This window comes from Pseudomonas sp. A, from assembly GCF_056270345.1.
Map to the genome: position 1 here is coordinate 4,136,751 of NZ_CM149873.1, position 25,116 is coordinate 4,161,866.

The 25,116-nt window shown below is 67.6% G+C and carries 14 protein-coding genes; 9 read left to right on the plus strand and 5 right to left on the minus strand.

Annotation, left to right across the window (positions count from 1 at the left end; all coding sequences use genetic code 11):
* Positions 1-6: 6 nt before the first annotated feature.
* The 3 genes from AC0MAZ_RS18385 to AC0MAZ_RS18395 form a co-directional block, all read right to left on the minus strand.
* A complete protein-coding gene (locus AC0MAZ_RS18385) occupies positions 7-10,959 on the minus strand; it encodes an amino acid adenylation domain-containing protein (RefSeq protein WP_475858797.1) in 10,953 nt (3,650 codons plus the stop codon).
* The gene (locus AC0MAZ_RS18390) at positions 10,956-14,360 is read right to left on the minus strand and encodes an amino acid adenylation domain-containing protein (RefSeq protein WP_475858798.1); all 3,405 of its coding nucleotides are present in this window, start codon (positions 14,358-14,360) and stop codon (positions 10,956-10,958) included. Before AC0MAZ_RS18390 ends, AC0MAZ_RS18385 begins: the two co-directional genes overlap by 4 nt.
* 185 nt (positions 14,361-14,545) lie before the next feature.
* Positions 14,546-15,529 carry a TauD/TfdA family dioxygenase gene (locus AC0MAZ_RS18395; RefSeq protein ID WP_203652428.1) on the minus strand — a complete coding sequence of 328 codons (984 nt, stop codon included), beginning with the start codon at positions 15,527-15,529 and terminating at the stop codon, positions 14,546-14,548.
* 316 nt (positions 15,530-15,845) lie between these two features.
* Here AC0MAZ_RS18395 and AC0MAZ_RS18400 point away from each other — a divergent pair, with 316 nt between their 5' ends.
* From AC0MAZ_RS18400 to AC0MAZ_RS18440, 9 genes are all read left to right on the plus strand, one after another.
* Positions 15,846-17,039 carry a PepSY-associated TM helix domain-containing protein gene (locus AC0MAZ_RS18400; protein WP_232856159.1) on the plus strand — a complete coding sequence of 398 codons (1,194 nt, stop codon included), beginning with the start codon at positions 15,846-15,848 and terminating at the stop codon, positions 17,037-17,039.
* 114 nt (positions 17,040-17,153) lie between these two features.
* Positions 17,154-18,356 carry a PepSY-associated TM helix domain-containing protein gene (locus AC0MAZ_RS18405; protein WP_475858799.1) on the plus strand — a complete coding sequence of 401 codons (1,203 nt, stop codon included), beginning with the start codon at positions 17,154-17,156 and terminating at the stop codon, positions 18,354-18,356.
* A complete protein-coding gene (locus AC0MAZ_RS18410) occupies positions 18,353-18,889 on the plus strand; it encodes a thiamine pyrophosphate-binding protein (RefSeq protein ID WP_203652425.1) in 537 nt (178 codons plus the stop codon). Before AC0MAZ_RS18405 ends, AC0MAZ_RS18410 begins: the two co-directional genes overlap by 4 nt.
* The gene (locus AC0MAZ_RS18415) at positions 18,886-19,203 is read left to right on the plus strand and encodes a hypothetical protein (protein WP_028692195.1); all 318 of its coding nucleotides are present in this window, start codon (positions 18,886-18,888) and stop codon (positions 19,201-19,203) included. The genes AC0MAZ_RS18410 and AC0MAZ_RS18415 overlap by 4 nt, the downstream gene beginning before the upstream one ends.
* A complete protein-coding gene (locus AC0MAZ_RS18420; RefSeq protein ID WP_475858800.1) occupies positions 19,200-19,769 on the plus strand; it encodes a DUF6162 family protein in 570 nt (189 codons plus the stop codon). Before AC0MAZ_RS18415 ends, AC0MAZ_RS18420 begins: the two co-directional genes overlap by 4 nt.
* A 10-nt stretch (positions 19,770-19,779) precedes the next feature.
* Complete coding sequence (locus tag AC0MAZ_RS18425) at positions 19,780-20,691, plus strand: metal ABC transporter substrate-binding protein (RefSeq protein WP_475858801.1); 912 nt, start codon at positions 19,780-19,782, stop codon at positions 20,689-20,691.
* A complete protein-coding gene (locus tag AC0MAZ_RS18430) occupies positions 20,688-21,434 on the plus strand; it encodes a metal ABC transporter ATP-binding protein (protein WP_203652422.1) in 747 nt (248 codons plus the stop codon). Before AC0MAZ_RS18425 ends, AC0MAZ_RS18430 begins: the two co-directional genes overlap by 4 nt.
* The gene (locus AC0MAZ_RS18435; RefSeq protein WP_028692191.1) at positions 21,434-22,333 is read left to right on the plus strand and encodes a metal ABC transporter permease; all 900 of its coding nucleotides are present in this window, start codon (positions 21,434-21,436) and stop codon (positions 22,331-22,333) included. The genes AC0MAZ_RS18430 and AC0MAZ_RS18435 overlap by 1 nt, the downstream gene beginning before the upstream one ends.
* On the plus strand, positions 22,330-23,199 hold the full coding sequence (locus tag AC0MAZ_RS18440) for a metal ABC transporter substrate-binding protein (RefSeq protein WP_475858802.1): 870 nt from the start codon (positions 22,330-22,332) through the stop codon (positions 23,197-23,199). Before AC0MAZ_RS18435 ends, AC0MAZ_RS18440 begins: the two co-directional genes overlap by 4 nt.
* Positions 23,200-23,367: 168 nt before the next feature.
* Here AC0MAZ_RS18440 and AC0MAZ_RS18445 read toward each other — a convergent pair whose 3' ends face one another.
* A complete protein-coding gene (locus AC0MAZ_RS18445) occupies positions 23,368-24,450 on the minus strand; it encodes a DUF1615 domain-containing protein (RefSeq protein WP_475861464.1) in 1,083 nt (360 codons plus the stop codon).
* Positions 24,447-24,998, minus strand: coding sequence for an isochorismatase family protein (locus tag AC0MAZ_RS18450; protein ID WP_254465297.1), 552 nt, complete (start codon positions 24,996-24,998; stop codon positions 24,447-24,449). Before AC0MAZ_RS18450 ends, AC0MAZ_RS18445 begins: the two co-directional genes overlap by 4 nt.
* Positions 24,999-25,116: the final 118 nt, after the last annotated feature.

The following is a 25,116-nucleotide window of genomic DNA, read 5'->3' on the forward strand; positions in this document are numbered from 1 at the left end:
CTCCCGCTAAGCGATCAGATTATCTATTTCCTGTGCAGTAAGACGTTTCAAGGCCTCCAGGGATTTAGTCAGTTCGTCATGGGCGTTGGCGACCTGCCCCGACTTGCGTTCGACCACCTGGCTGAAATCGGCCAGGGTGGCCTGCTCGAACAGCTCGTTCAGGCTCAGGTCGACGCCCAGTTGCTCGCGCACCCGGCCGATCACCTGGACAATCAGCAACGAGTGCCCACCCAGGTCGAAGAAGTTGTCCTGCAGCCCCACCCGCTCGACATGCAGCACCTCGGCCCAGATCGCCGCCAGCTTGCGCTCCAGCTCCGTGACCGGCGCCACATGGGCCGGCTGCAGCTGGCTGGCGTCCGGCAGCGGCAGGGCCTTGCGGTCCAGCTTGCCGTTGGGGGTCTGCGGCATGCGCGCCAGGCCCACCAGGTGGCTCGGCACCATGTAGTCCGGCAGCCCGGCCTTCAGGTGCGCGCGCAGCTCGCCGCGCAGCGCTTCCACGCCTTGCTGCGCGTCGTGCAGCACCAGGTAAGCCGCCAGCTGTTTGCCGGTCGGGCCGTCGATATCGATCACCGCGGCCTCGCGGATCGCCGGGTGCAACAGCAGGCGCTCCTCGATTTCGCCCAGCTCGATGCGGAAGCCACGGATCTTCACCTGGTGGTCCAGGCGCCCGACATACTCGATCACGCCGTCGTCGCGGTAGCGGGTCAGGTCGCCGGTGCGGTACAGGCGCGCGCCCGGCTCGCTGGCGAACGGATCCGGCACGAAGCGCTCGGCGGTCAGGCCCGGACGGTTGTGGTAGCCCCGCGCCAGGCCATCGCCGCCGATCAGCAGCTCGCCGCGCGCGCCTTGCGCCAACACGTCGAGCTCGTCACTGACCACGTGCAGGCGGGTGTTGGCCAGCGGACGGCCCAGCCACACATCGTCGCTGGCGGTCAGGTAGTGGCAGGCCGACCAGATGGTGGTCTCGGTCGGGCCGTAGACGTTCCACACATGCCCGGCCTGGGCAATCAGGCGCTGGGCCAGCTCGGCGCTCAGCGCCTCGCCGCCGCACAGCACCTTCTTGCCGGCGAAGGCACCGGGCGCCGCAGCATCCAGCAGCATGCGCCAGGTCGATGGCGTGGCCTGGACGACGCTGACCGCCTGGGCCTGGATCACCGCCATCAGGGCCTGCGGGTCCTTGTTCACCTGCTCGCCCAGCAGCACCACGCTGGCGCCGCGCAGCAACGGCAGGTACAGCTCAAGGCCGGCGATGTCGAACGACAGCGAGGTCAGCGACAGCACCTTGTCCTGGGCGTCGATGCCCGGCTGGCGCGCCATGCTGCACAGGAAGTTGACCAGCGCGTCGTGGCGGATGGTCACGCCCTTGGGCTTGCCGGTGGAGCCGGAGGTGTAGATCACGTACGCGAGGTTTTCCGGCAGTGCCAGCTGGCGCGGATTGTCCTCGCCGTGCTCGGCTGGCAGCGGCTGGTCCAGGCACAGGCTGTGCACCTGCGGCGGAATCGGCAGGCGCTGCAGCAGGCTGGACTGGGTCAGCAGCAGCGTGATGCCGCTGTCCTCCATCATGTAGGCCAGGCGGTCCTCGGGGAACTGCGGGTCCAGCGGCACATAGGCGCCACCGGCCTTGAGCACCGCCAGCAGGCCGACCAGCATTTCCAGGCTGCGCTCCACGGCGATCCCCACCAGTACATCAGGGCCGACGCCCAGGCTGCGCAGGTGATGGGCCAGGGCATTGGCGCGACGGTTCAGTTGCTCGTAGCTCAGCGACTGCTCGCCCAGCACCGCAGCGATGGCCTGCGGCGTGCGTGCGGCCTGCGCCTCGATCAACTGCTGGACGGTCTGCCCGCGTGGATAGTCGGCGGCGCTGTCGTTCCAGGCGTACAGGGTGCGTTCGCGCTCCTCGCGGTTCAGCAACGGCAGTTCGGCAACCCGCTGCCCGGCGTCCTGGCAGATGCCCTGCAACAGGTTGCGCCAGTGCTGGGCCATGCGCGCCACGCTGGCGGCCTCGAACAGGCTGGTGGCGTAGGTCAGGGTCGCGCTCAGGCCGCCTTCGTGCTCGGCGGTGTCCAGGGTCAGGTCGAACTGCGCGGTCTGCTTGTCCGAGACCAGACCCTGCAGGCTGAGGCCCGCCAGCTCGCGGGATTCGCCCAGCACCTGGGTCTGGTGGTTGAACAGCACCTGGAACAGCGGGCTGTGGCTCAGGCTGCGCTCCGGCTGCAGGGCCTCGACCAGTTGTTCGAAGGGCAGCTCCTGGTGCGCCTGGGCGCCCAGGGCGGTGTGCTTGACCTGTTGCAGCAATTCGTCGAAGCGCAGTTGCGGCTGGAAGCGGGCATCCAGTACCTGGGTGTTGACGAAGAAGCCGATCAGCCCTTCGGTCTCGGCCCGGGTGCGGTTGGCCACCGGCACGCCGACGCGGATGTCGGCCTGACCGGAATGACGATGCAGCAAGGCCTGGAACGAAGCCAGCAGGAGCATGAACAGGGTCACGTCCTGTTGCCCGGCCAGCGCCTTGAGCTGGGCAACCAGGCCCGGCTCCAGGCTCACCTGCAGGCGAGCACCGTCGTATTGCTGCACGGCGGGACGCGGGTGGTCGGTGGCCAGCTCGAGGATCGGCTGGCTGCTGCCCAGGCGCGCTTGCCAGTAGTCCAGCTGGCGCTGTTGCTCGCCAGCCTCCATCCACTGGCGCTGCCAGGCGGCGTAGTCGGCGTACTGGAACGCCAGGGCCGGCAGCTGCGGGGCCTTACCCTGCAGATGGCTTTCATAGCCGCGCACCAGTTCGTCGACCATGATCGGCATCGACCAGCCGTCGGCGACGATATGGTGCAGGGTCAGCACCAGCACGTGGTCGTCGGCGGCCAGGCGCAGCAAGCGGGCGCGCAGCAGCGGACCGTGCTCGAGGTTGAACGGCTCGCGCACCTGGGCCTCGACCCAGGCCTGTAGCGCCGTCTCATCCAGGGCAGCCGACGCGACCTGCAGCGGAACATCGAGCGTCGGGTGCACCACCTGTTCGGCACTATCGCCCTGCTGCCTGAAGGTGGTGCGCAGGGTTTCGTGACGAGCAATCAGCGCGGCGAAGCTGCTACGCAGGGCCTCGATGTTCAGCTCGCCCTTCAGGCGCAGGGCCGAAGGGATGTTGTAGGCGGCGCTGTCCGGCTCCAACTGCCAGAGGAACCACTGGCGTTGCTGGGCGTAGGACAGCGGCAGCGGCTGGCTGCGGTCCACGACAGTGAACGCAGGCGCCTGGCTGGCCGAACCTTGGCCTGCGGCCTGGGCAAAGGCCTGCAGGTCGGCGGACTCGAACAGGCTGCGCAGCGGGACTTCCAGCTCCAAGCGCTGGCGGATCCGCGAGGTCACTTGGGTGGCCAGCAACGAGTGGCCACCGAGCTCGAAGAAGTTGTCGTGCAGACCCACCTGCTCGACCTTCAGCACTTCGCTCCAGATCGCGGCCAGTTGTTGTTCCAGCGCCGTGCGTGGCGCCACGTAGCCTTGTTGCAGTTGGCTGGCGTCCGGCTTCGGCAGGGCCTTGCGGTCCAGCTTGCCGTTGGCGGTCAGCGGCCACTGCTCCAGCACCAGGAAGTGCGTCGGAACCATGTAGTCCGGCAGGTTGGTTTTCAGGTGTTGTTTCAGCGTGTCACGCAGCGTTGCGTGATCGGCGTTAGTGTCCTGTGCGATCAGGTAAGCGGCCAGTTGCTTGCCCCCTGCCCCGTCGATATCCAGCACCAGCACTTCGCGCACGGCAGCGTGCTCTTGCAGGCGTGCCTCGATCTCGCCCAGTTCGATACGGAAGCCGCGGATCTTCACCTGATGGTCGATCCGGCCCACGTATTCGATCACGTCCTGGCCGCGATAACGGGCCAGGTCGCCGGTGCGGTACAGGCGCCCGCCTTCGCTGGAGAACGGATCCGGCACGAAGCGTTCGGCAGTCAGCGAAGCGCGGTTGTGGTAACCGCGGGCCAGGCCGGCATGGCCAACGTGCAGCTCGCCCGTGCAGCCCTTGGCCACCGGGTTGAAGTCGGCATCCAGCACGTACATCGACAGGTCCGGGATCGCCGCACCGATCGGGCTACCCGCCTGTTGCGTGTCGGCAAAGCCGATTGGCCGATAGGTCACGTGGACCGTGGTCTCGGTGATGCCGTACATGTTGATCAGGTTGTCGCAATCTTCACCGAAGCGCTCGAACCACGGTTGCAACGCCGCCACATCCAGGGCTTCACCACCGAAGATCACGTAGCGCAGTGCCAGATCATCAGCGCTGTCACAGGCCACTCGCATCAGCGGCTTGAACGCCGACGGGGTCTGGTTGAGCACGGTCACGCCCTGCTCCACCAGCAGCTGGTGGAAGTCTTCCGGCGAACGCGTGGTTTCACGCGGCACGATCACCAGGCGACCGCCGTGCAGCAGCGCACCGAAGATCTCCCAGACGGAGAAGTCGAAGGCGTAGGAGTGGAACAGCGTCCACACATCCTGCGGGCCGAAGCCGAACCAGGCATCGGTCGCCTTGAACAGGCGCAGCAGGTTGTGGTGCGGCAGCAGCGTGCCTTTCGGCTTGCCGGTCGAGCCCGAGGTGTAGATCACGTAGGCCAGGTTATCCGGCTGGCTCAGGTGCGCAGGGTTCTCATCGCTGTAGCCAGCCAGATCGTCTTCCAGCTTCAGGCTGCGGACCTGCGCCGGCACAGGCAAATCAGCCAGCAAGTGACCTTGAGTCAGCAGCAGTTGAATACCGCTGTCTTCCATCATGTAGCTCAGGCGATCCTGCGGATATTCCGGATCCAGCGGCACATAGGCGCCCCCGGCCTTGAGGATCGCCAGCAGGCCGACGATCATCTCGAAGCCACGCTCCACCGCGATGCCCACCAGCACATCCGGCCCCACGCCCTGCTCGCGCAGCTTGTGAGCCAGGCGGTTGGCACGGCGGTTGAGCTGGTCGTAGCTCAGCGCCTGCCCGGCGAAGGTCACGGCGATCGCCTCAGGCGTACGCACCGCCTGCGCCTCGATCAACTCATGGGTGCAAGCCGTGCTCGGATAGCTGGCCACTACCTGCTGGTCTTCCACCGGCAGGCTGAGCGCACCCAGTGCACGCTGAGCGTCAGCCGCCAACTGCGCAAGCAGGTGCTGGAAGTGCCCCGCCAACTGGTCGATGGCCTGTTCGCTGAAGCACTGGCGATCGAAACTGAAGCTCGCCTCCAGGCGCTCACCCACTTGCACCACCAGGGTAAGCGGGTAGTTGGTCTGCTCCTGGTTGAGCACCTCGCCGAACTGCAGACCCTGCGGTGCGCCCTGTTGCAGCGCCTCGGCGACCGGGTAGTTCTCGAAGACCAGAATGTTGTCGAACAGCGCCTCACCGCTCCAGCCGGCCCAGCGCTGGATCTCGTACAGCGGCGTGTGCTCGTGCTCGCGCAAGGCCAGGTTCAGCGCCTGGACCTGCTGCACCCAGTCGCCCACGGTCTGTTCCGGGCGCGGGCTGGCGACCACCGGCAAGGTGTTGATGAACAGCCCCAGCTGCTCCTCGACACCCGGCAACTCGGCCGGGCGACCGGCCACGGTGGCACCGAAGGTCACGCTGGCCTGGCCGGTGTAGCGCTGCAACAGCAGCAGCCAGGCGGCCTGGATCAGGGTGTTGAGGGTAACGCGCTGGTCCCGGGCGAAGTCCGCCAGCTGCCGGGTCTGCTGCGCCTCGAAACGCAGCGCCAGGACGCCATGGCCCTGCCCCTGGGCCGAGGACTTGAACGCCTGGACCAGACGGGTCGGTTCTTGCAAATCGGCCACCTGCCCCCGCCAGAAGGTTTCGCTGGCCTGCTGGTCCTGGCCTTGCAGCCACTGGATATAGTCGCGGTAACGGCTGGTCTTGCCGCCCGGCGTCGCGCCGCTGTAGCGCTGCAGCACTTCGCCCAGCAAGCGCGAGCTGCTCCAGCCGTCCATCAGGATATGGTGGCTGGTGTAGATCAGGTGATGACTGTCATCGCCTGTGCGGATCAGCGTCAGGCGCAGCAGCGGACCGCTGGCCAGGTCGAAACCGGCCTGGCGCTCGGCCTGGGCCACGGCATCCGGATCCTGGGACTGGTCGAGCTCGACGAAAGGCACCTGCACCTGGCGCCGTACCACCTGCACCGGTGCCGGCAGATCCTGCGGGAAGCAGCTGCGCAGCACTTCGTGGTTGTCCACCACCGCCTGCCAGGCCGCCCGGAAGCGCGCCATGTCCAGCCCGCGCACATCCACGCGCAGCTGGTTGATGTAGTTGCCCGCCGCCTGCTCGTAGAGGCTGTGGAACAGCATGCCCTGCTGCATCGGCGACAGCGGGTAGAGGTCCTCGATTTCCCCGGCCGCCAGCGGCAGACCATCCAGTTGCGCCTGGGTCAGCTCGGCCAGCGGGAAGTCCGATGGCGTGACGCCCTGGTGCGGCGCCTGGGCGCAGTGCTCGACCAGCTCGGCCAGCACCTGCTCGTAGCGGCGCGCCAGGGCCTCGATGGTCTCGGGACGGAACACCTCGCGGCTGAAGCTCCAGTCCAGCTCCAGCTCGCCCTGGTAGACCTGCCCGGTGATGCCGAGCCAGTTGCCCAGCGGGCTGTCCATATCCTGGGTAGCACCGCTGGCCTCGCTGGCCGGAGTGAACAGCGCGCCCTCGGCCTCGGCGAAGCTGCCGTCGAACTGCCCCAGGTAGTTGAAGGTCACCCGTGGCTGCGGCAATACCGCCAGGCGCGCGCGCAGGTCGGGCTCGCCGAGGTAGCGCAGCACGCCGTAGCCGATGCCTTTGTTCGGCACCGCACGTAACTGCTCCTTGACTGCGCACAGACCCGCGCCCAGCCCATGAGCTGGCGTCAGGCGTACCGGGAACAGGCTGCTGAACCAGCCCAGGGTGCGGCTTAGGTCCAGTTCCGGGAACAGGTCCTCGCGGCCATGGCCTTCCAGCTGGATCAGCACCGATTTCTCTTCGGTCCAGTCGCACAGCACCCGCGCCAGGGCCGCCAGCAGCAGGTCGTTGACCTGGGTGCGGTAGGCGGCGGGCGCCACCTGCAGCAGCTTGCGGGTCAGCGCGGTGTCCAGGCGCGACGAGGCATGGGCGACGTGACGGTTGGTCTGGGCGCCCGACGGATTGTCCCGTGGCAATTCATCGCCAGCGGCTGCGAGGCCGTCCAGCCAGTAATCGGCTTCGGCCAGCAGTTCGGGGCTGCGGGCATAGGCGCCAAGGCGCTCGGCCCAAGCCTTGAGCGAACTGCTCTTGGCCGCCAGCGCCAGCGGCTTGCCCGCGACCAGGGCCGTGTAGGCCAGTTGCAGGTCCTCGAGCAGCACCCGCCAGGACACCCCGTCGACCACCAGGTGGTGGATCACCAGCAGCAAACGCTGCTGGCCTTCGGGCAGGTCCACCAACAGCGCTCGCAGCAGCGGCCCCTTGGCCAGGTCGAGGCTGCGCTGGGCCTGCTCGGCCAGGGCCGGCAGCTCGGCCATATCGTTCAGCTCACGAACCCAGAGCATGTCGTCGGCCTTGCCGGCCTGGAACTCGGCCTGCCAGGTATCGCGCTGGGAGAAGCGCAAGCGCAGTGCGTCGTGTTGGTCGACCAGCGCCTGCAACGCGCCCGTCAGACAGTCAGCGCGCAGCGGCTGGGTCGGTTTGAGCAGCAAAGCCTGGTTCCAATGCTGGCGCTCAGGGATGTCGGTTTCGAAGAAGCGTGACTGGATCGGCAACAATGCCAGCGTGCCGCTGACCTGCTCGACTGTCGCGGCCTTTTTCTCGATACGCTTGGCCACCGCCGCCAACTGGCCGATGGTCTGCTTCTCGAACAATTGCTTGGGGCTGAGCTTGATGCCCTGGCGCTTGGCCCGGGCGATGATCTGCAGGCTGAGGATCGAGTCGCCGCCCAATTCGAAGAAGTTGTCGGTGCTGCCGACCTGGTCGAGCTTGAGCACCTCGGCCCAGATCGCCGCCAGGGCCTGCTCGATCTCGCCGACTGGCGCTGTGTACTGGCGCCGGGCGACACCCGGTGCCGGCAGCGCGCGCTTGTCGAGCTTGCCGTTGGCGGTCAGCGGCAGGCGCTCCAGGAGCAGGATCTGTGATGGCACCATGTAGTCCGGCAGGCGGTCCTGCAATTGCTGGCGCAAGGCTTCACCCTGCAGCCCCTGCCCCACGCACCAGCCCACCAGTTGCAGGCGGGTCTCGTCACCGTCCACCGGCTGGGCCAGGACCACCGCTTCTGCGACCCCGTCCAGCCCCAGCAGCACCCGCGCCACTTCGGCTGGTTCGACACGATAACCGCGCACTTTGACCTGGTCGTCGGCGCGACCGATGAATTCCACCTGGCCCGCACGGTTGCGCCGCACCCGGTCGCCGCTGCGGTACAGGCACTGGCCAGGCCGCGTCGGGTCCGGCACGAAGCGTTCGGCGGTCAGGCCCGGCTGACCGAGGTAACCCTGGGCCACGCTGGCACCGCCGATATACAGCTCGCCCGCGACCTGGTCGGCGACCGGGTTGAGCACATCGTCGAGCAGCAGCACATGGGCGCCCGGCAGGGCCGTGCCCACCGGCACGGCGCGGGCCTCGGCGGCGAGGGTCGTGACCTCATGGGTCAGCACGCCGACCGTGGTCTCGCTCGGGCCATAGTGGTTGATCAGGCGGCAGCCCGGCTTGAGCCGGCGCACCTGCTCCACCAGGGCGGGCGTGCAGGCCTCGCCACCGACGATCAGCGCCTGCTCGGGCAGCACATCGGCGGGGTTGCCGGCCTGTAGCAGCGCCGCCAGGTGGCCAGGGACGATCTTCAGTACGCCAACCCGGTGTTCGGCCATGTAGCGGGCGAAGGCGTCCGGGTCGAAGCCCAGCGCCTCAGGCAGCACATGCAGCAGGCGCCCGGCGCACAGGGCGCCGAACAGCACGGTGTGGCCCAGGTCGGCGGCGATGGTCGAGACCAGCGCCATACTCGCCTCCGGTGCTGGCGCCAGGCGCTTGAGCAGGCCGGCGACATAGCTGGCCAGGGCGCCATGACTGACCAGCACGCCCTTGGGCTGGCCGGTGGAGCCGGAGGTGTGGATCACATAGGCTGGCGATTCAGACCACAGCGTGATGGCCGGCGCGCTGGCCGGCAGGTCCTGCCATTGTTCGGGCACATAGCCCACGGTCAGGCGATCGGCGGCGGCCAGGCTGGTCAGGCGCGCATCGCCGGCGGCGCACAACAGCACCTTGGCCTGCGCCGCATCGAGCATCTGCCGCAGACGCGCTTCAGGCGCCTTGGTGTCCAACGGCATGTACACGGCGCCGGCCTTGAGAATGCCGAGCATGCAGGTCAGCCAGTCCAGCGAACGCTCCATCAGCACCGCCACCGGCTGGCCGCGGGTCACGCCCTGGCGTTGCAGGTGGTGAGCCAGACGGTTGGCGGCCTGGTCCAGGGCGGCGAAGCTCAGGCTGTGCTCCAGGCTACGGGCGGCGAGCGCCTCGGGCTGGCGGCGTACCTGTTGCTGCCACTGCTCCAGCACCAGCGCCGGCGCCTCGCGCTCCGGCGCCTGCCCGACAGGCAGCGGCGCGGCCAGGCGATGCAGCGGCAGCTGCGGCGCGTCGAGTAACTGGCCCAGCAGCTCGATGAACGCCGGGATGAACGCCTCGACCGTGGCGCGCTGGTAGAGGTCGCTGGCGAAGGTCATCTCGCCGTGGATCAGCTGGCCGTCGTCGGTGATGTCCAGCGCCAGGTCGAAGTGGGTGCCGACCTTGTCCAGCGGGTACTCGGCGACGCTCAGGCCCGGCAGGGCCAGCGAGCGCTGGCGTTGCATGCCGACGTTCTGGTTGAACTTGACCTGGAACAGCGGGTTGTGGCCCAGGTTGCGCTCCGGCACCAGTGCGTCCACCAGTTGCTCGAACGGCAGTTCCTGGTGCGCCTGGGCGCCAAGCACCGCCTCGCGCACCTGGGCCAGCAGGTCGTCGAAGCTCAGGCGCTCGTCCACCTGGCAGCGCAGCACCTGGGTGTTGACGAAGAAACCGATCAGCCCCTCGACCTCGGCGCGGCCGCGGTTGGCGTTGGGCACGCCGATGCGGATATCACGCTGCCCGGCCTGGCGCGAGAGGAACAGCGAGAAGCCCGCCAGCACCAGCATGAACAGGGTCATGCCCTGGGCGCGGGCGTAGCCGCCCAGGCGTCGGGACAGCTCGGCACCGAAGTCGAAGCTCAGGGTCTGGCCGTCGAAGCTCTGGGTCAGCGGGCGGGCATGGTCAGCGGCCACCTCCAGCAACGGCTGCTCCTCGCCCAGCTGCTGGCGCCAGTAGCCGAGCTGGCGCTCGCCCTCCCCGGCCTCCAGCCAGCTGCGTTGCCAGATCGCATAATCTGCGTACTGCACCTCCAGCGCCGGCAACTGCGGTGCCTGCCCCTGGCTGAAAGCCTGGTAGCTGTGCACGAACTCCTTGACCATCACATCCATCGACCAGCCGTCGGAGACGATGTGGTGCATGCACACCAGCAGCACGTAGTCCTCGGCCGCCAGCCGGTAAAGGGTGGCGCGCAGCAGCGGCCCGTGCAGCAGGTCGAAGGGCTGGTGGCTGGCCTCGCGCATCTGCGTGGCCAGCTCGGCCTCGCGCCGGTCGCTGGCGACACCGGTGAGATCGACCTGCGCCAGGGGTACGGCCTGGGTCGCGAGGATCACCTGGCGCGGCTGTTCGCCATCGACCTGGAACACCGTGCGCAGCGCTTCGTGGCGCGCCACCAGGTGCTCGAACGAGCGCTGCAGGGCCGCCACGTCGAGCCGGCCGCTCAGGCGCAGGCCGGCCGCCATGTTGTAGGCCGCGCTGTGCGGCTCCAGCTGCCAGAGGAACAGCAGGCGCTGCTGAGCGAAGGACAGGGGGATGCTGGCAAAGTCGTGACGCGACTCGACCACCGGCAACAGGCTGAAGTCCTTGCCGTCCTCGCGCAGCTTGGCGAGGAACTGCCGGCGCTGCTCCAGGGGCAGGCTGACGAACCGTTTTGCAATGCGTACCGCCATGTTGCCACTCATGCCTCAACCCCTTCCAAGGAACTCATGAACGCGTCCATATCCGACCAGTCGTCATCTTTATCACCACCCTCCAGACGGCCCAGCTCGGCGGCCAGGTCGCCCAGCGCGGGGTGTTCGAACAGGCTGCGCAACGGCAGCACCAGGCCCAGTTGGTCCTTGATCCGCGCCAATACCTGGGCGGCCAGCAACGAGTGCCCGCCCAGTTCGAAGAAGTGATCGTCCAGGCCGACCTTGGTCACGCCCAGCACCTGCATCCAGATCTGCGCCAGTTGCTGCTCGATGGCGCTCTGCGGCGCCCGATACTCAACCTGTAGTGCACTGGGGTCCGGTGCCGGCAGGGCCTTGCGGTCGAGCTTGCCGCTGGGCGTCAGGGGCAGGCGCGGCAGCAGCAGCAGGTGGCCGGGTACCATGTATTCGGGCAGGCGCGCCTTGAGCAGGCTGCGCACCTGCTGGCGGAACCGCGCCTGTTCGGCGGCATCCTGCTCGGCGGCGTCGGGCACTACATAGGCGACCAGTTGCAGGCCGCCGGTCATCGGCAGGGCCAGCACCACCGCTTCGCGAACGCCCGGGCACTGCTGCAGGCGCGCCTCGATCTCGCCGAGCTCGATGCGGAAACCCCGGACCTTGACCTGGTGATCGACACGGCCGATGTACTCGATGGCGCCGTCAGCGCCCAGGCGCGCACGGTCGCCGGTGCGGTACAGGCGCTCGCCATGGGCGAACGGGTCGGCGACGAAGCGCTGGGCGCTCAGCGCCGGTTGACCGTGGTAGCCACGGGCCAGGCCCGGACCGCCGATGTACAGCTCGCCCACACCGCCCTGCGGCAGCAGTTCGAGGTCATCGTCGAGGATGTACAGCCGGCGCTGCGCCAGGCCCTGGCCGATGGGGATGCCGCGCCAGGACACCGCCTCGTGGCCGAGCCCGGTGCAGTCGTGGATGGTCGAGACCACCGTGGCCTCGGTCGGGCCATAGGTGTTGAGCAGGCGCACATGGCCCAACCCGGCCAGTTGCCACAGGCGCAACCCGTCCACCGCCATCGCTTCGCCGCCGACGTGGATCTGGCGCAGCGCGCCGTAGCTGGCCGGTGGACGCGCCGCGAAGTCTTGCACCAGCCAGTACCAGTAGGCAGCCGGCAGGTCGGCCAGGGTCACGCCGTGGCTGATCAGCACCTCATGCAGGGCGGCGCTGTCCCACAGGCGGGTATCGCGCAGCACCACGCAGGCGCCGTGGCACAGCGGCGGGAAGAACTGCTCGACGAAGCCGTCGAAGCTGCTGGTGGCAAACTGCAGGACGCGGTCGCCTTCGCGCAGGTCGCTGTAGTCGATGGCGCGGGCGATGAACTCACTCAGGGCGCCGTGGCTGATGGCCACGCCCTTGGGCCGGCCGGTGGAACCGGAGGTGTAGATCACATAGGCCAGGTTGTCGCGCGTGACGGTCAACGCCAGGTCGTCCGCCGGCTCGTCGTCCAGCGCCAGCTGGTCCAGGCACAGGCAGCGCAGCCCACCCTGCACCGGCAGCCCCGGCAACTGGGCGGTGGTGGTCAGCAGCCATTGCAGGCCGCTGTCCTCGAAGACATGCCCCAGGCGTTCGGCCGGGGCCTGCAGATCCAGCGGCACATAGCCGCCGCCGGCCTTGAGCACGGCCAGCAGGGCCACGGCCAGGTCCAGCGAGCGATCCAGGGCCACGCCCACCAGCACATCGGGGCCGACGCCCTGATGGCGCAGGTGATGGGCCAGGCGATTGCTGCGGGCATTGAGTTCGGCATAGCTCATTGATGGCGCCGCGGCGCCGTCGGCCAGGATCAATGCCAATGCCTCGCCGCTACGAGCGGCCTGGGCTTCGAACAGCCGTTGCACCGGTACCAGCGACGACACCTCGGCCACCGGGCACAGCAGCGCCTGGCGCTCGGCCTCGGCCAGCAGCGGCAACTCGCCCAGGCGCTGGCGCGGTGCCTGGCAGACCGCGCGCAGCAGGTTGCGCCAGTGCCCGGCCAGGGCGGCGATGGTGGCTTCGTCGAAGAGGTCGGTGGCATAGGTGAAGGCGGCGAACAGCTGCTCGCCCTCCTCCCGGGTGTCGAGCATCAGGTCGCTGGTGGCGGCATGCTGGCGGCGGCTGCCGGCCAGCTGCTCGGCGCTCAGGTAGCCCACGCGCAGGCCGCAGTCCAGACGCACGTCATTGAGGTCGGTGACCAGCGGCTGGTGGTTGAACATCACCTGGAACAGCGGCGTATGGCTCTGGCTGCGCTGGGGCTGCAGGGCTTCGATCAGCGCGTCGAACGGCAGGTCCTGGTGCGCCTGGGCGCCGACGGAGGCCTGGTGCAGGCTGCGCAGCAGGTCGCTGAACGGCGTCTGCGCGGTGAACTGGCTGCGCAGCACCTGGGTGTTGACGAAGAAGCCGACCAGCCCTTCGGTCTCGCTGCGGTTGCGGTTGGCGATCAGACCGCCGACACGGATGTCGGTTTGCCCGCTGTAGCGGTACAGCAGGGTCTTGAACACGGCCAGCAGCACCGTGGACAGCGTCACGCCGTGCTGCTGGGCCAACTGCTTGAGATCCTCGCGCAGGCCCGCGTCGAGCGTCAGCTCCAGGCGCTCGCCGAGGTGGCTGGGCTGGGCCGGGTAAGGCCGGTCGGTCGGCAGCTCCAGCAACGGGTGCTCTTCACCCAGCTGCTCGCGCCAGTAGTCCAGCTGGCGGTCGCGCTCGCCGGCCTCCAGCCAGCTGCGCTGCCACAGCGCATAGTCGCGATAGTGCACCTTGAGCTCCGCCAGCTGCGGCTCGCGCCCCGCCACCAGGGCGTCGTAGCTGCGCATGAATTCGTCGATCAGGATATTCATCGACCAGCCGTCGGCGATGATGTGGTGCAGGGTCAGCAACAGCACGTGTGCCTGGGGCGCCAGGCGCAACAGGGCGATGCCGAACAGCGGCCCGTCTTCGAGGTCGAAGGCCTGGGTGGCCTGGGCCGCCATCTGCTGGTGCGCGCGCTCCCAGCGCGTGGTTTCGGGCAGGTCGGCCAGGTCGAACAGCTGGATGTTCACCGGCGCAGGCTCCGCCACCCGCTGCAACGCCCGCTCGCCGTCCTGGGCGAAGGTGGTGCGCAGGCATTCGTGGCGGGCGACCAGCAGGCTGAACGCCCGCTCCAGCGCCTCGACCTGCAGCTCGCCGTCGAGGCGCACGGCCATCGGCAGGTTGTAGGCGGCGCTGTGGGGTTCCAGCTGCCAGAGGAACCACATGCGCTGCTGGGCGTAGGACAGGCCGTCGCGCTCGCTCAGACCGGCACAGGACGACATGGGCAGCTGCGCGAAATCGATACCCTCGCGTCGCATCCCTTCGAGGAACAAGCGGCGCTTGTCCAGGGGCAACTCGATGAAACGGCGGGAAAGTTTCTGGGCGTCTGCGGCATTCATGTGTGAGGTCCTTGCTGATCGGCGGTGCGACCGGAAGGTCCGGGCGCATCAACAAGAACGAATGGGCGGGGGGATGATTTAGCGAGGGGCTCGACGCGGGAGTGATGGGGGCGCTGTGCGCCCCTTTCGCGGCACAAGGCCGCTCCTACAGGAGGTCGCGCCGGCCTGCAGGAGCGATCGGCAGGTCAGGCCTGCTCCAGCGAATGCCCCTCGGCCATTGCCACGATCACCTTGCGCGGGCCTTCGAACGGCGCACGGGCATGGGCGGCGAGCATGTTGTCGAGCATCATCACGTCACCTTCCTGCCAGAGGAAACTGATCTTGCAGTCCTCCAGCACCGCACGGATCTCATCGAGCACCTCGTCCTCGATGGGCGAACCGTCGCCGTAGTAGACGTTGCGCGGCAGGTCTTCCTCATCGACGATGTCCAGCAGGCTTTCCCGCACCTCGGGCGGCAGGTTGGAAATATGGAACAGGTGCGCCTGGTTGAACCAGACCATGTCGCCGGTCACCGGGTGCTCGGCCACCGCCTGGCACACCTGGCGGGTACGCAGCTCGCCGTCATCTTTCCATTCGCAGGTGATGCCGTGAGCCTTGCAGTAGGCTTCGACCTCCTGCGGGTCATCGGTATTGAATACATCCTCCCACGACACATCCAGCCCGTTGCCGAAGTTGCGCACGTACATCAGGCCCTTGCTGACGAAACGCTCGCGGACATGCACCGGCACCCGCCGATAGACTTCGCGACTGTCGGCAATCGGCGTCTGACCACCGGATTTTGCCGCGATCATGCTGTAGAACCAGATCTTCATCGGCCAGTCGCGGGAGTAGGCCTGCTCGTTGTGCAGCGGAATATGCTGGTGCGCCGGGTACTCGGTGGAGGTGTAGACCCCCTGGGTGACGTTGGTGCGCGGCGTCGAGCCGAACTCGTAGTTGAGCAGCGGATGACCGAAGCTGGCGGCGAACTGGCGGAACTGCTCGGCGCCCTCCAGGCGAAACCCGCGGAACAGGATGCCGCCGTCGCGCGGCAGGTGTTCATCCACCAGCGCCTTGAGCTCGTCGAACACCTCCAACAGGCTGGTGTCGTCGTCACCCGCCTCCACCAGCAACGGCAAACGTCCCTGCTCCGGCAACAGCGGACGCACTGTAAATCCCACAGCAACACCCATGACGGGCCTCCTGTACACATTCGATGAAAGGGACCGACGGCCCAGGGGCACGCTCGCGTCCGGTGATAGGAGGACGTTTCGAGGGGCAGGCAAATTAGTCCCTTTGCAGGAGCGATGCAGGCACTGTGGCGCCTGGCACCGGCACTGCCGGTGTTCGCGGGGCCAGCCCGCTCCCACGTGGGCCTGCATCGCCAGCACGGCCACCCTGGAAACACTTGCTTGCAAATGATCCATCAGGTTTTGCCCTGCTCATGCGTCTCTTTCAGATACGGCCGGGCTTTTGCCCCTGAACTTCGCCATTGACACTGCGTACCCCATGTCGAAAAAGTCACGCTCGAAAATCTGGTTCCTCGTGCACAGCTGGCTGGCCCTGCCCATCTGGTTCTTCGTGCTGATCGTCTGCGTCACCGGCACCCTGGCGGTGATCAGCCGCGAGATCGTCTGGCTGGCCAATCCGCAAACCCGCGCCAACCCGCCTTCGGACGAGGCCCGGCGGCTGAACTACGACGAACTGCTGGTGGCCATGCAGCGCGACCAGCCCGGTATCGCCGTGGCCAGCCTGATGACCCTGAGCGAATCGCACTTCGCCATGCTGTCGGATGTCACCTACCCCGACGGCCGTACCCTGAGGGTCTACGTCAACCCCTATACCGGGCATATTCAGGGCGTCCCGCCGCAGTTCAACTTCGAAGAGTTCACCCGCGCACTGCACGGCTGGTGGCTGGTGCCGCATACCAACGGCTACAGCTGGGGCTGGTACCTGGTGTCGCTGCTCGGGCTGCCGATGCTGGCCTCGCTGGTCACCGGCCTGGTGATCTACAAGCGCTTCTGGAAAGGTTTCTTCAAGCCGACCCTGCGCTTCAACCAGGGCGCACGGATCTTCTGGGGCGATTTCCACCGCCTGAGCGGCATCTGGTCGATCTGGTTCATCGCGGTGATTTCCATCACCGGTACCTGGTTCCTGGTCAAGGCGCTGCTCGCCGACAACCATATCGCCATTTCCAGCCAGCCCATCATTCCGGTGATAGCCCGCGAGACGGTGCCACTGACCGCCGACGGCAGCCCCGCGCCGATGATCAGCCCGGACGAAGCGGTGAGGATCACCCAGCGCGAGATTCCCGGCTTCACCGTCGACTATGTCGGTTTTCCCAGCAACGCCTATGCGCACCTGAGCATCGGCGGCATGAGCTGGTATCCGCTGGTGTACCAGAAGGCCGAGATCAACCCTTATACCGGGGCGATGGAGGCCAGCCGCCTGCTCGGCGATCGCAAGGCGGTGGAGATCTTCACCGAGTCCATGCGCCCGCTGCACACCGGCGAGTTCGCCGGCCTGACGAGCAAGCTGATCTGGTTCTTCTTCGGCCTGCTACTGAGCATGATGGTGCTCAGCGGCCTGCTGATCTGGAGCAAGCGCACCGCCCTGGCCACCGCCAACGCGCTCAAGCGCAGCCTGAAGCAGGCGCGCGCGGCCAAGGCGCCGGTTTCGACGGAGGTCACGTCCAGTTCTTGAAACATTTTCTTTCATTTGCTTTGGCAGCTTTCTGATTCTCATTCGTCCTTACTTATGCAGCCTTCCAGGTTGAGCACAGACTCGACCGTATTTTTATATGCAGAAGACCGAGCGATGGCCCGACAATCGAGAAAGAAATCCAATTCCAAGCTGTGGTTCCTGGTCCACAGCTGGCTTGCCCTGCCGATCTGGTTCTTCGTCCTGATCGTCTGCTTCACCGGCATGCTCGCGGTGGTCAGCCAGGAGATCGTCTGGCTGGCCAACGCCGACGTGCGCGCCAGCAAGCCCGACAACGACAGCCAGCGCCTGAGCTACCAGCAGGTGCTTGACGCCATGCACAAGGCCGAACCGGACCTGGCAGTGCGTTTCTTCAGCCAGCCGGACGGTTCGCACTTCGCCCTGCAGGCCTCGGTAACCCGCGCCGACGGCACCAATGCGCTGCTCTACGTCAACCCGTACAGCGGGGCCATACAGGGGCAGCGTCCGGACTTCGACTTCGAGGCCTTCACCCGCGCCCTGCACGGCTGGTGGCTGGTGCCCTTCACCAACGGCTACAGCTGGGGCTGGTACCTGGTGTCGCTGCTCGGGCTGCCGATGCTGGCCTCGCTGGTCACGGGGCTGGTGGTGTACAAGAAGTTCTGGCGCGGTTTCTTCAAGCCAGTGCGTACCGGCCACGGCCCACGGATCTTCTGGGGCGACCTGCACCGCCTGGCCGGGGTGTGGTCGATCTGGTTCATCGCGGTCATTTCCATCACCGGCACCTGGTTCCTGATCCAGGCGATCCTCGGCGACAACCATGTGACAGTTTCCACCGAGCCGATCGTGCCGGTCATCGCCCGCGAGCAGGTACCGCAGACTGCCGACGGCAGCCCGGCGCCACGCATCGACCTGGACCAGGCAGCACGCATCGCCACCGAGAAAGTACCCGGCCTGGACATCAGTTTCATCTCGCTGCCGGCCACCGCCTACAGCCACTACAGCATGGGCGGGCGAGGCTGGTATCCGCTGATGTTCCAGACCGCCGAGGTCAACCCCTACACGCGCAACGTCGACAGCCAGTTCCTGCTCGGCGACCGCTCGGCCCTCGAGTTCGTCACCGAATCCATGCGCCCGCTGCACACCGGTGATTTCGGTGGCCTGGCGATCAAGCTGATCTGGTTCTTCTTCGGCCTGGTACTGACCCTGATGGTGTTCAGCGGCCTGCTGATCTGGACCAAACGCACCACCCAGGCCACCCTCGCCGCCCTCAAGCGCAGCGAGCGTCCGGCACGCAAGCGCGCCGCGGCCAGCCCAACCACCCTGGAGGCCCAACCTTGAGCCAGACCGATACCCTGCCGCCCAGCGGCCTGAAGCAGCTGTGGCTGAAATGGCGCTTCCACCTGAACATCCTGCTGATCCTCGTGCCGCTGGGCTTCATGCCCAAGTACTTCGCCGACGCCAGCCTGTTCCGCGGCGACAGTGGCCTGGGTGCCAACATCGTCGAGGATATCCAGGTCGGACGCTGGACCCTCGACCTGGCCGAACTGCGCGACGAGGCGCCGCGCGCCGAGGGTCCGGCCGGCTACTTCAAGGCCTTCAACGCCGCCTGTGGCACCTGCAACGAAGGCGCCAAGGCCATCTACCTGCGGGTGGGCAAGCCGCGCAGCCTGCGCGCCGCCGGCACGATCTTCTTCGGCGCGCCGGCGCGCATGGGCACCTCGCTGCCGATCCCGCCACGCACCCGACCTGACGCCGACATCTGGATCACCATCGAAGGCTGGGACGGCAAGATGTACCAGGCCGCGGTGCCGCTGGCCAAGGCATCCCCCGCCACCGCGGCCTGGCTCGAGAAACAAGGAGGCAATAAATGAAACAGCTGATGCGCAGGCTCGCCCTGCCCCTCTTGGCCCTGGCCGCCACCCCGGCGCTGGCGCACAACCCGATGTGCGAGTGCACCGAGCACGGCGAGCAGATCACCTGCAAGGGCGGCTTCTCCGACGGCAGCGGCGCTCCCGGGGTGACCCTGGACGTGATCGGCTACGACGAGCAGGTGCTGGTGGCGAGCAAGCTCGGCGACGACTCGACCCTGACCTTCAAGCGCCCCGACGGTGAGTTCTACGTGCTGTTCGATGCCGGCCCCGGCCACGTGGTGGAAGTGGACCACGCCGACATCGGTGCGCCATGAGCCGCGCCCAGGTGGTGCGCCCGGCCGGCGCCGGGCACGAGACCCTCTACGTGCTGCTGGCCGCGCTGCTGATCGTGGTGCTGGCCGCCAGCGTGGTGGCCGCGCGCGGCGAGCGTGAGGATGAACAGGCCATCGCCGCCCACCAGCTCGACGCCCGCCGCGACCTCAATGCCGCCGAACAGGGCATCCACACCGACCTGTGGGTGGCCGTCGAGGAGATCCGCGCCCTGCGCGAGGACAACGGCACCGCCCCGGACGCCCAGGCCCTGGCCGACGAGGGGCTGCCGCCGTTCGTCAACGACGCCAGCAGCCAGAGCCGCGGCAGCCACCAGTGGTCGCTGCTGGCCAACGGCGCCTACCTGGGCCGCAGTCAGGACACCCAGGTGGCCGGCAGCTTCCTGGTGATCCTGCCCGCCGCCAGCGACGCCCAGCCGGATGTCTGGCTGCGCCGCGACAGTACCGCCCTGCCCCCGGACGCGCTGGACAGCGATGCGCTGATCGCCGCCGGCTGGCAGCAGATCGCCACCCACTACGACGCCGGGGTCACCCGCCAACACCGTCACTAAGGACCTGCCCATGCTCCGCTTCGCCCGCCGCACCCTGGCGCTGCTCCTGGCCTGCGCCCTGCCCGCCGTGGCCCTCGCCGACAATGGCAAGCCGCTGCGCATCGGCATCACCCTGCACCCCTACTACAGCTACGTGAGCAACATCGTCGGCGACAAGGCCGAGGTGGTGCCGCTGATCCCGGCCGGCTTCAATCCCCACGCCTACGAGCCCCGCGCCGAGGACATCAAGCGCATCGGCAGCCTCGACGTGATCGTGCTCAACGGCGTCGGCCACGACGACTTCGCCGACCGCATGATCGCCGCCAGCGAGAAGCCCGACATCAAGACCATCGAGTCCAACGCCAACGTGCCGCTGCTGGCGGCCACCGGCATCGCCGCCCGCGGCGCCGGCAAGGTGGTCAACCCGCACACCTTCCTGTCGATCAGCGCCACCATTGCCCAGGTCAACAACATCGCCCGCGAACTGGGCAAGCTCGACCCGGACAACGCCAAGTTCTACACGCAGAACGCCCGGGCCTACGCCAAGCGCCTGCGTGCCCTGCGCGCCGAGGCCCTGGCCAAGGTCACCCAGGCACCTGACGCGACCTTCCGCGTCGCCACCATCCATGCCGCCTACGACTACCTGGTGCGCGACTTCGGCCTGGAAGTCACCGCCGTGGTGGAACCAGCCCACGGCATCGAACCGAGCCCGGCGCAGCTGAAGAAGACCATCGACCAGCTCAAGGCCCTGGATGTGAAGGTGATCTTCTCGGAGATGGACTTCCCCTCGGCCTACGTCGACACCATCCACCGCGAGTCCGGCGTGCGCATCTACCCGCTCACGCACATCTCCTACGGCGAATACACCACCGAGAAGTACGAGGTGGAGATGAAGCGCAACCTCGACACGGTGGTCCAGGCCATCCAGGAGAACCGCACGTGACCGCCGCCGCCAACCTCACAACCGCCAGCGGGCCGCGTATCGAATTCGACGGCATCGACCTCACCCTTGGCCGCACACGCATCCTCGAGAACGTGCGCTTCAGCGTCGCCCCCGGCAGCGTGCACGCCATCGTCGGCCCCAACGGTGGCGGCAAGAGCTCGCTGATCAAGACCCTGCTCGGGCAGATGCCGCACCAGGGCCAGCTGACCCTGCACTGGCCCGCTGAGCGTGAAGTGATCGGCTACGTGCCCCAGGCCCTGGAATTCGACCGCGGCCTGCCAATGACCGTGGACGACTTCATGGCCGCCATGTGCCAGCGCCGCCCGGCGTTCCTCGGCCTGTCCCGGCGCGTGCGTCCGGCGATCGACGCGGCGCTGGCGCGAGTGGGCATGCTCGACAAGCGCAAGCGGCGCATGGGCGCGCTGTCCGGTGGCGAGCGCCAGCGCGTGCTGCTGGCCCAGGGGCTGATCCCCGAGCCGCAGCTGCTGGTGCTGGACGAGCCGATGTCGGCCCTCGACGAGGCCGGCATCCAGGTGTTCGAGCAACTGTTGCACGGCTGGCGCCAGGCCGGCACCACCGTGCTGTGGATCGAGCACGACCTGGAAGCGGTGCTGCGCCTGGCCGACCGGGTCACCGGGCTGAGCCGCCAGGTGCTGTTCGACGCCCCGCCGGCCCAGGCCCTGACCCCCGAGCGCCTGCTCGGGCTGTTCTCCGTCCACCCGCGCAGCGAGAGCCTTGCCTGATGAGTTTCGAATCGTTCCGCCAGCTGGTCCAGGACTGGGCCACCGCTGGTTACCTGCCGGAGGCGCTGGCCTACGGCTTCGTGGTCAACGCCCTGCTGGCAGGCCTGATGATCGGCCCGGTGCTGGGCGGGCTGGGTACCCTGGTGGTGGTCAAGCGCTTCGCCTTCTTCTCCGAGGCGGTCGGCCATGCCGCGCTGACCGGCGTGGCCATCGGCATCCTGCTCGGCGAGCCCTACACCGGCCCGTACGGCAGCCTGTTCGGCTACTGCCTGCTGTTCGGCATCCTGCTCAACTTCCTGCGCAACCGCACCGGCTTGTCCCCGGATACGCTGATCGGCGTGTTCCTCTCGGTGTCGCTGGCCCTGGGCGCGAGCCTGTTGCTGATGCTGGCCGGCAAGATCAACGTGCACATCCTCGAGAACGTGCTGTTCGGTTCGGTGCTCACCGTCAGCGCCCACGACCTGCTGGTGCTGGGTATCGTCGCCGTGCTGGTGCTGGCCCTGGCCCTGCCGCTGTACAACCGCATCATGCTGGCTAGTTTCAACCCGCAGCTGGCGGCGGTGCGCGGGGTGGCGGTGAAGACCCTGGACTACCTGTTCGTGGTCCTGGTGACCCTGGTCACCGTGGCCTCGGTGAAGGTGATCGGCGCGATCCTGGTCGGCGCCCTGCTGGTGATCCCGGCGGCGGCGGCGCGGCTGGTCAGCCAGTCGCTCAAGGGCTTCTTCTTCGTCTCGGTGATCATCGCCACCCTGAGCACCCTGCTCGGCATCCTGCTGCCGATCGTCTTCGACCTGCCGGTGCCCTCGGGCGCGGCGATCATCCTGGTCGCCGGGATCTGCTTCGCCCTCGCCGCCCTGGCCCGCGCCCTCGTCCCCCGCCTGCAAGGAAACCCGGCATGACCCTGAAGAAACTGACCCTGGCCCTGGCTCTGAGCGGCCTGCCGCTGGTGGCCGGCGCCACCCAAGTGCTGACCACCCTGCCGGTAACCCACAGCCTGGCCAGCGCATTGCTTGACGGCACCTCGGTGCAGCTGCAGCGCGCCGCCCCGGCCAATCTGCCGGCCAGCCGCCAGCCGTCGTACTTCAGCGGCCGTGGCGGCGCCAGCCTGCAGAAGGCGGCGTCGAAGGCCGACGCGGTGATCGGCGTGCGCTCGATCTGGCGTGACGACCCGCTCTATCCCACGGCCCGGCGCAGCAATATCCGCATCGTCGAGATCGACGCCGCGCGGCCGGTGGATGGCGCCCTGCCTGGTATCGCGGTCAAGGGTGATGAGGCGTTTACCGCCTACCCCTGGCTGAACCCGACCAACCTGGGGCGCATGGCCGATGTCGTCGCCAACGACCTGGAACGACTTGCGCCAGCCGACAAGGCGAAGATCCAGGGCAACCTGGCCGGCCTCAAGCGGCAGATGCTGGAGCTGACCGCCAACAGCCAGACACGCCTGGCCGAGGTCGACAACCTGACTGTGGTCAGCCTGTCCGAGCGCCTGGGCTACCTGGCCAGCGGGTTGAACCTGGATGTGGTCGAACAGCCACTGCCCGCCGACGACAAATGGGACGAGACGGCGCTCAAGGCGCTGGGCGAGCACCTCAAGGCGCAGGATGTGGCGCTGGTGCTGCATCATCGTCAGCCGGACGCAAAGGTGGCCGAGATGATCGCCGCTTCCGGGGCGAAGTTGCTGGTGCTGGACAGCGATCCGGACGACACCGTGACGGGGCTCAAGGCCAGTGTCGAGCAGGTGGTCAAGGCACTCGGCGACAGTTGAGCGCCTTTGCAGGAAATCGCGAAGGGAACAAATACCCTGTGGGAGCGGGTTTACCCGCGAAGAAAGCAACACGGTGCATGGCACCGGCTTCGCCGGTGTTCGCGGCTAAAGCCGCTCCCACAGGCCCCGACTAAATCAATGAGTCATGTTCAATACCATAGGACCACCTCAGCGTTTCATGCACCGCTGATACCGCTCATCCACCCTGCCGGCAAACCACGCCGTGGTCAGCTTGCGGGTGATCTTCGGGCTCTTCAGCTCGATCCCCGGCAAAACCGCACGTGGCAACGCCTTGCCCGCCTTCGCTTCGGCCAGGGCGAACACCCCGCGATACAGCGTGGTGTCCTCCAGTTCCAGACCATTCTCCTTCTCCAGCTGAGCCCTGATCTGCGGATTGCGCAACCCCAGCTTCGTCCCCAGCTTGCGCGCCGCCTGCTCGGTGGTGCCGGGCAGTATGGCGCCGGGGGCGATCAGGTCGCCATCGAGCGCCAGCGCCACCCCGCTCGCCCGGCTCAAGGCCGCCTGGAACGCCGCATTGCGACTGGCGTACCAGCCCGCGTTGAAGTCGGCGAAGCGGTACAGTTGGCGTTCATAGTGGGTGGGGTAGCCGAGCAGGTGGGCGATGCCGAAGTACATCCCGCCACGGCGGCTGAACACCTCCTGGCGGATGCTGCCCGAGTGGTCGTAGGGATAGCCCTTGGCGTGCCGCTCGGCGAAGTCCACGCTGACCTGCATCGGCCCGCCGGTGCGCACCGGGTTCAACCCGCCCAGCAGCGAGCGCCCCAGCGGCAGGCCGCCGATCACCTCGTCGTACAGGGCACTGAGCTGCTTCTCGCTGCGCACGGCGAGCAGCCGTTGCTGGTAGGTCTTGCCGTTGGCCGAGGGCGTGTCCAGGGCGCCATCGACCAGCAGCCGGGGCACATGCAGGCGCGCCGCCCGGCGGTCGATCTCCTCCCGGGCGATGCGTCCCAGGTTTGGCACCTGCGGGTCGGCGTTGAAGGTGGATTCCTGCTCGGTCACCGCCAGCACCGCGCACAGGTTGCTCTTGCTCGGGCTGATGCCCTGGGCCTGGAACGCCACCTGGATATCCTCGGCCCAGCCCTGGCGATCCTTGACCTGGGCCGGCAGCAGGCGCACGAGCTGGGCGCGAACCTTGGCCGGGTCGGCCTCGGCGGCTTCCTCACGTCGCCCGGCGCAACCCTGGAGCAGGCCCAGGGTCAGCAGCGCGGTGGTCAGCAGGCGGGCGTTCAGGGCTGTTCACCGACCAGGTAGGTCTTGCTGATCTGGCGGAACAGCGGGTGGCTGGAGCTGCCCAGCAACTCGAACAGCACCATCTCGCGGGTGACCACCTGCGCCCCGGCATCACGCATGCGCGCCAGGCCCGCAGCCTTGCTCTGTGGGGTGCGGCTGTCGCAGGCGTCCTCGACCACGAACACCTGCTTGCCCAGGGTGCGCAGGCCGAGCACGGTCTGCAGCACGCAGACGTGGGTCTCCATGCCGCAGACGATTACCTGTTCGCGTTCAAGCAGGCTGTTGGGCAGGCATTCGGCGGCTACGCAGGAGAAGTGCAGTTTCTCGACGATCTCGGCGGCTGGCGCTGCGGCCTTGAGGGCGGCCAGGGTGTGGCCCAGGCCCTTGGGGTATTGCTCGGAGATCACCGTGGGGAGTTTTAGTTCGGCGGTTGCCGCGAGCAGCCAGCGGGCGCGGGCTGCGGTGCCCTCGGGGTCGCTCATGGCGCCGATGAGTTTTTCCTGGATGTCGATGACCAGCAGCGTGGACTTGCGGGGATCGATCAGCATTGGTGGCCTCATGCCTTGAGTGGAAGGGGTAGCCTTACCCAGGCGGGGGATGGCGTCAATTGGGGGCTGCTGGTTTTGCAGGTGGACTATGCGTTGGGCGTGTAGCTGAGGCCGGTTG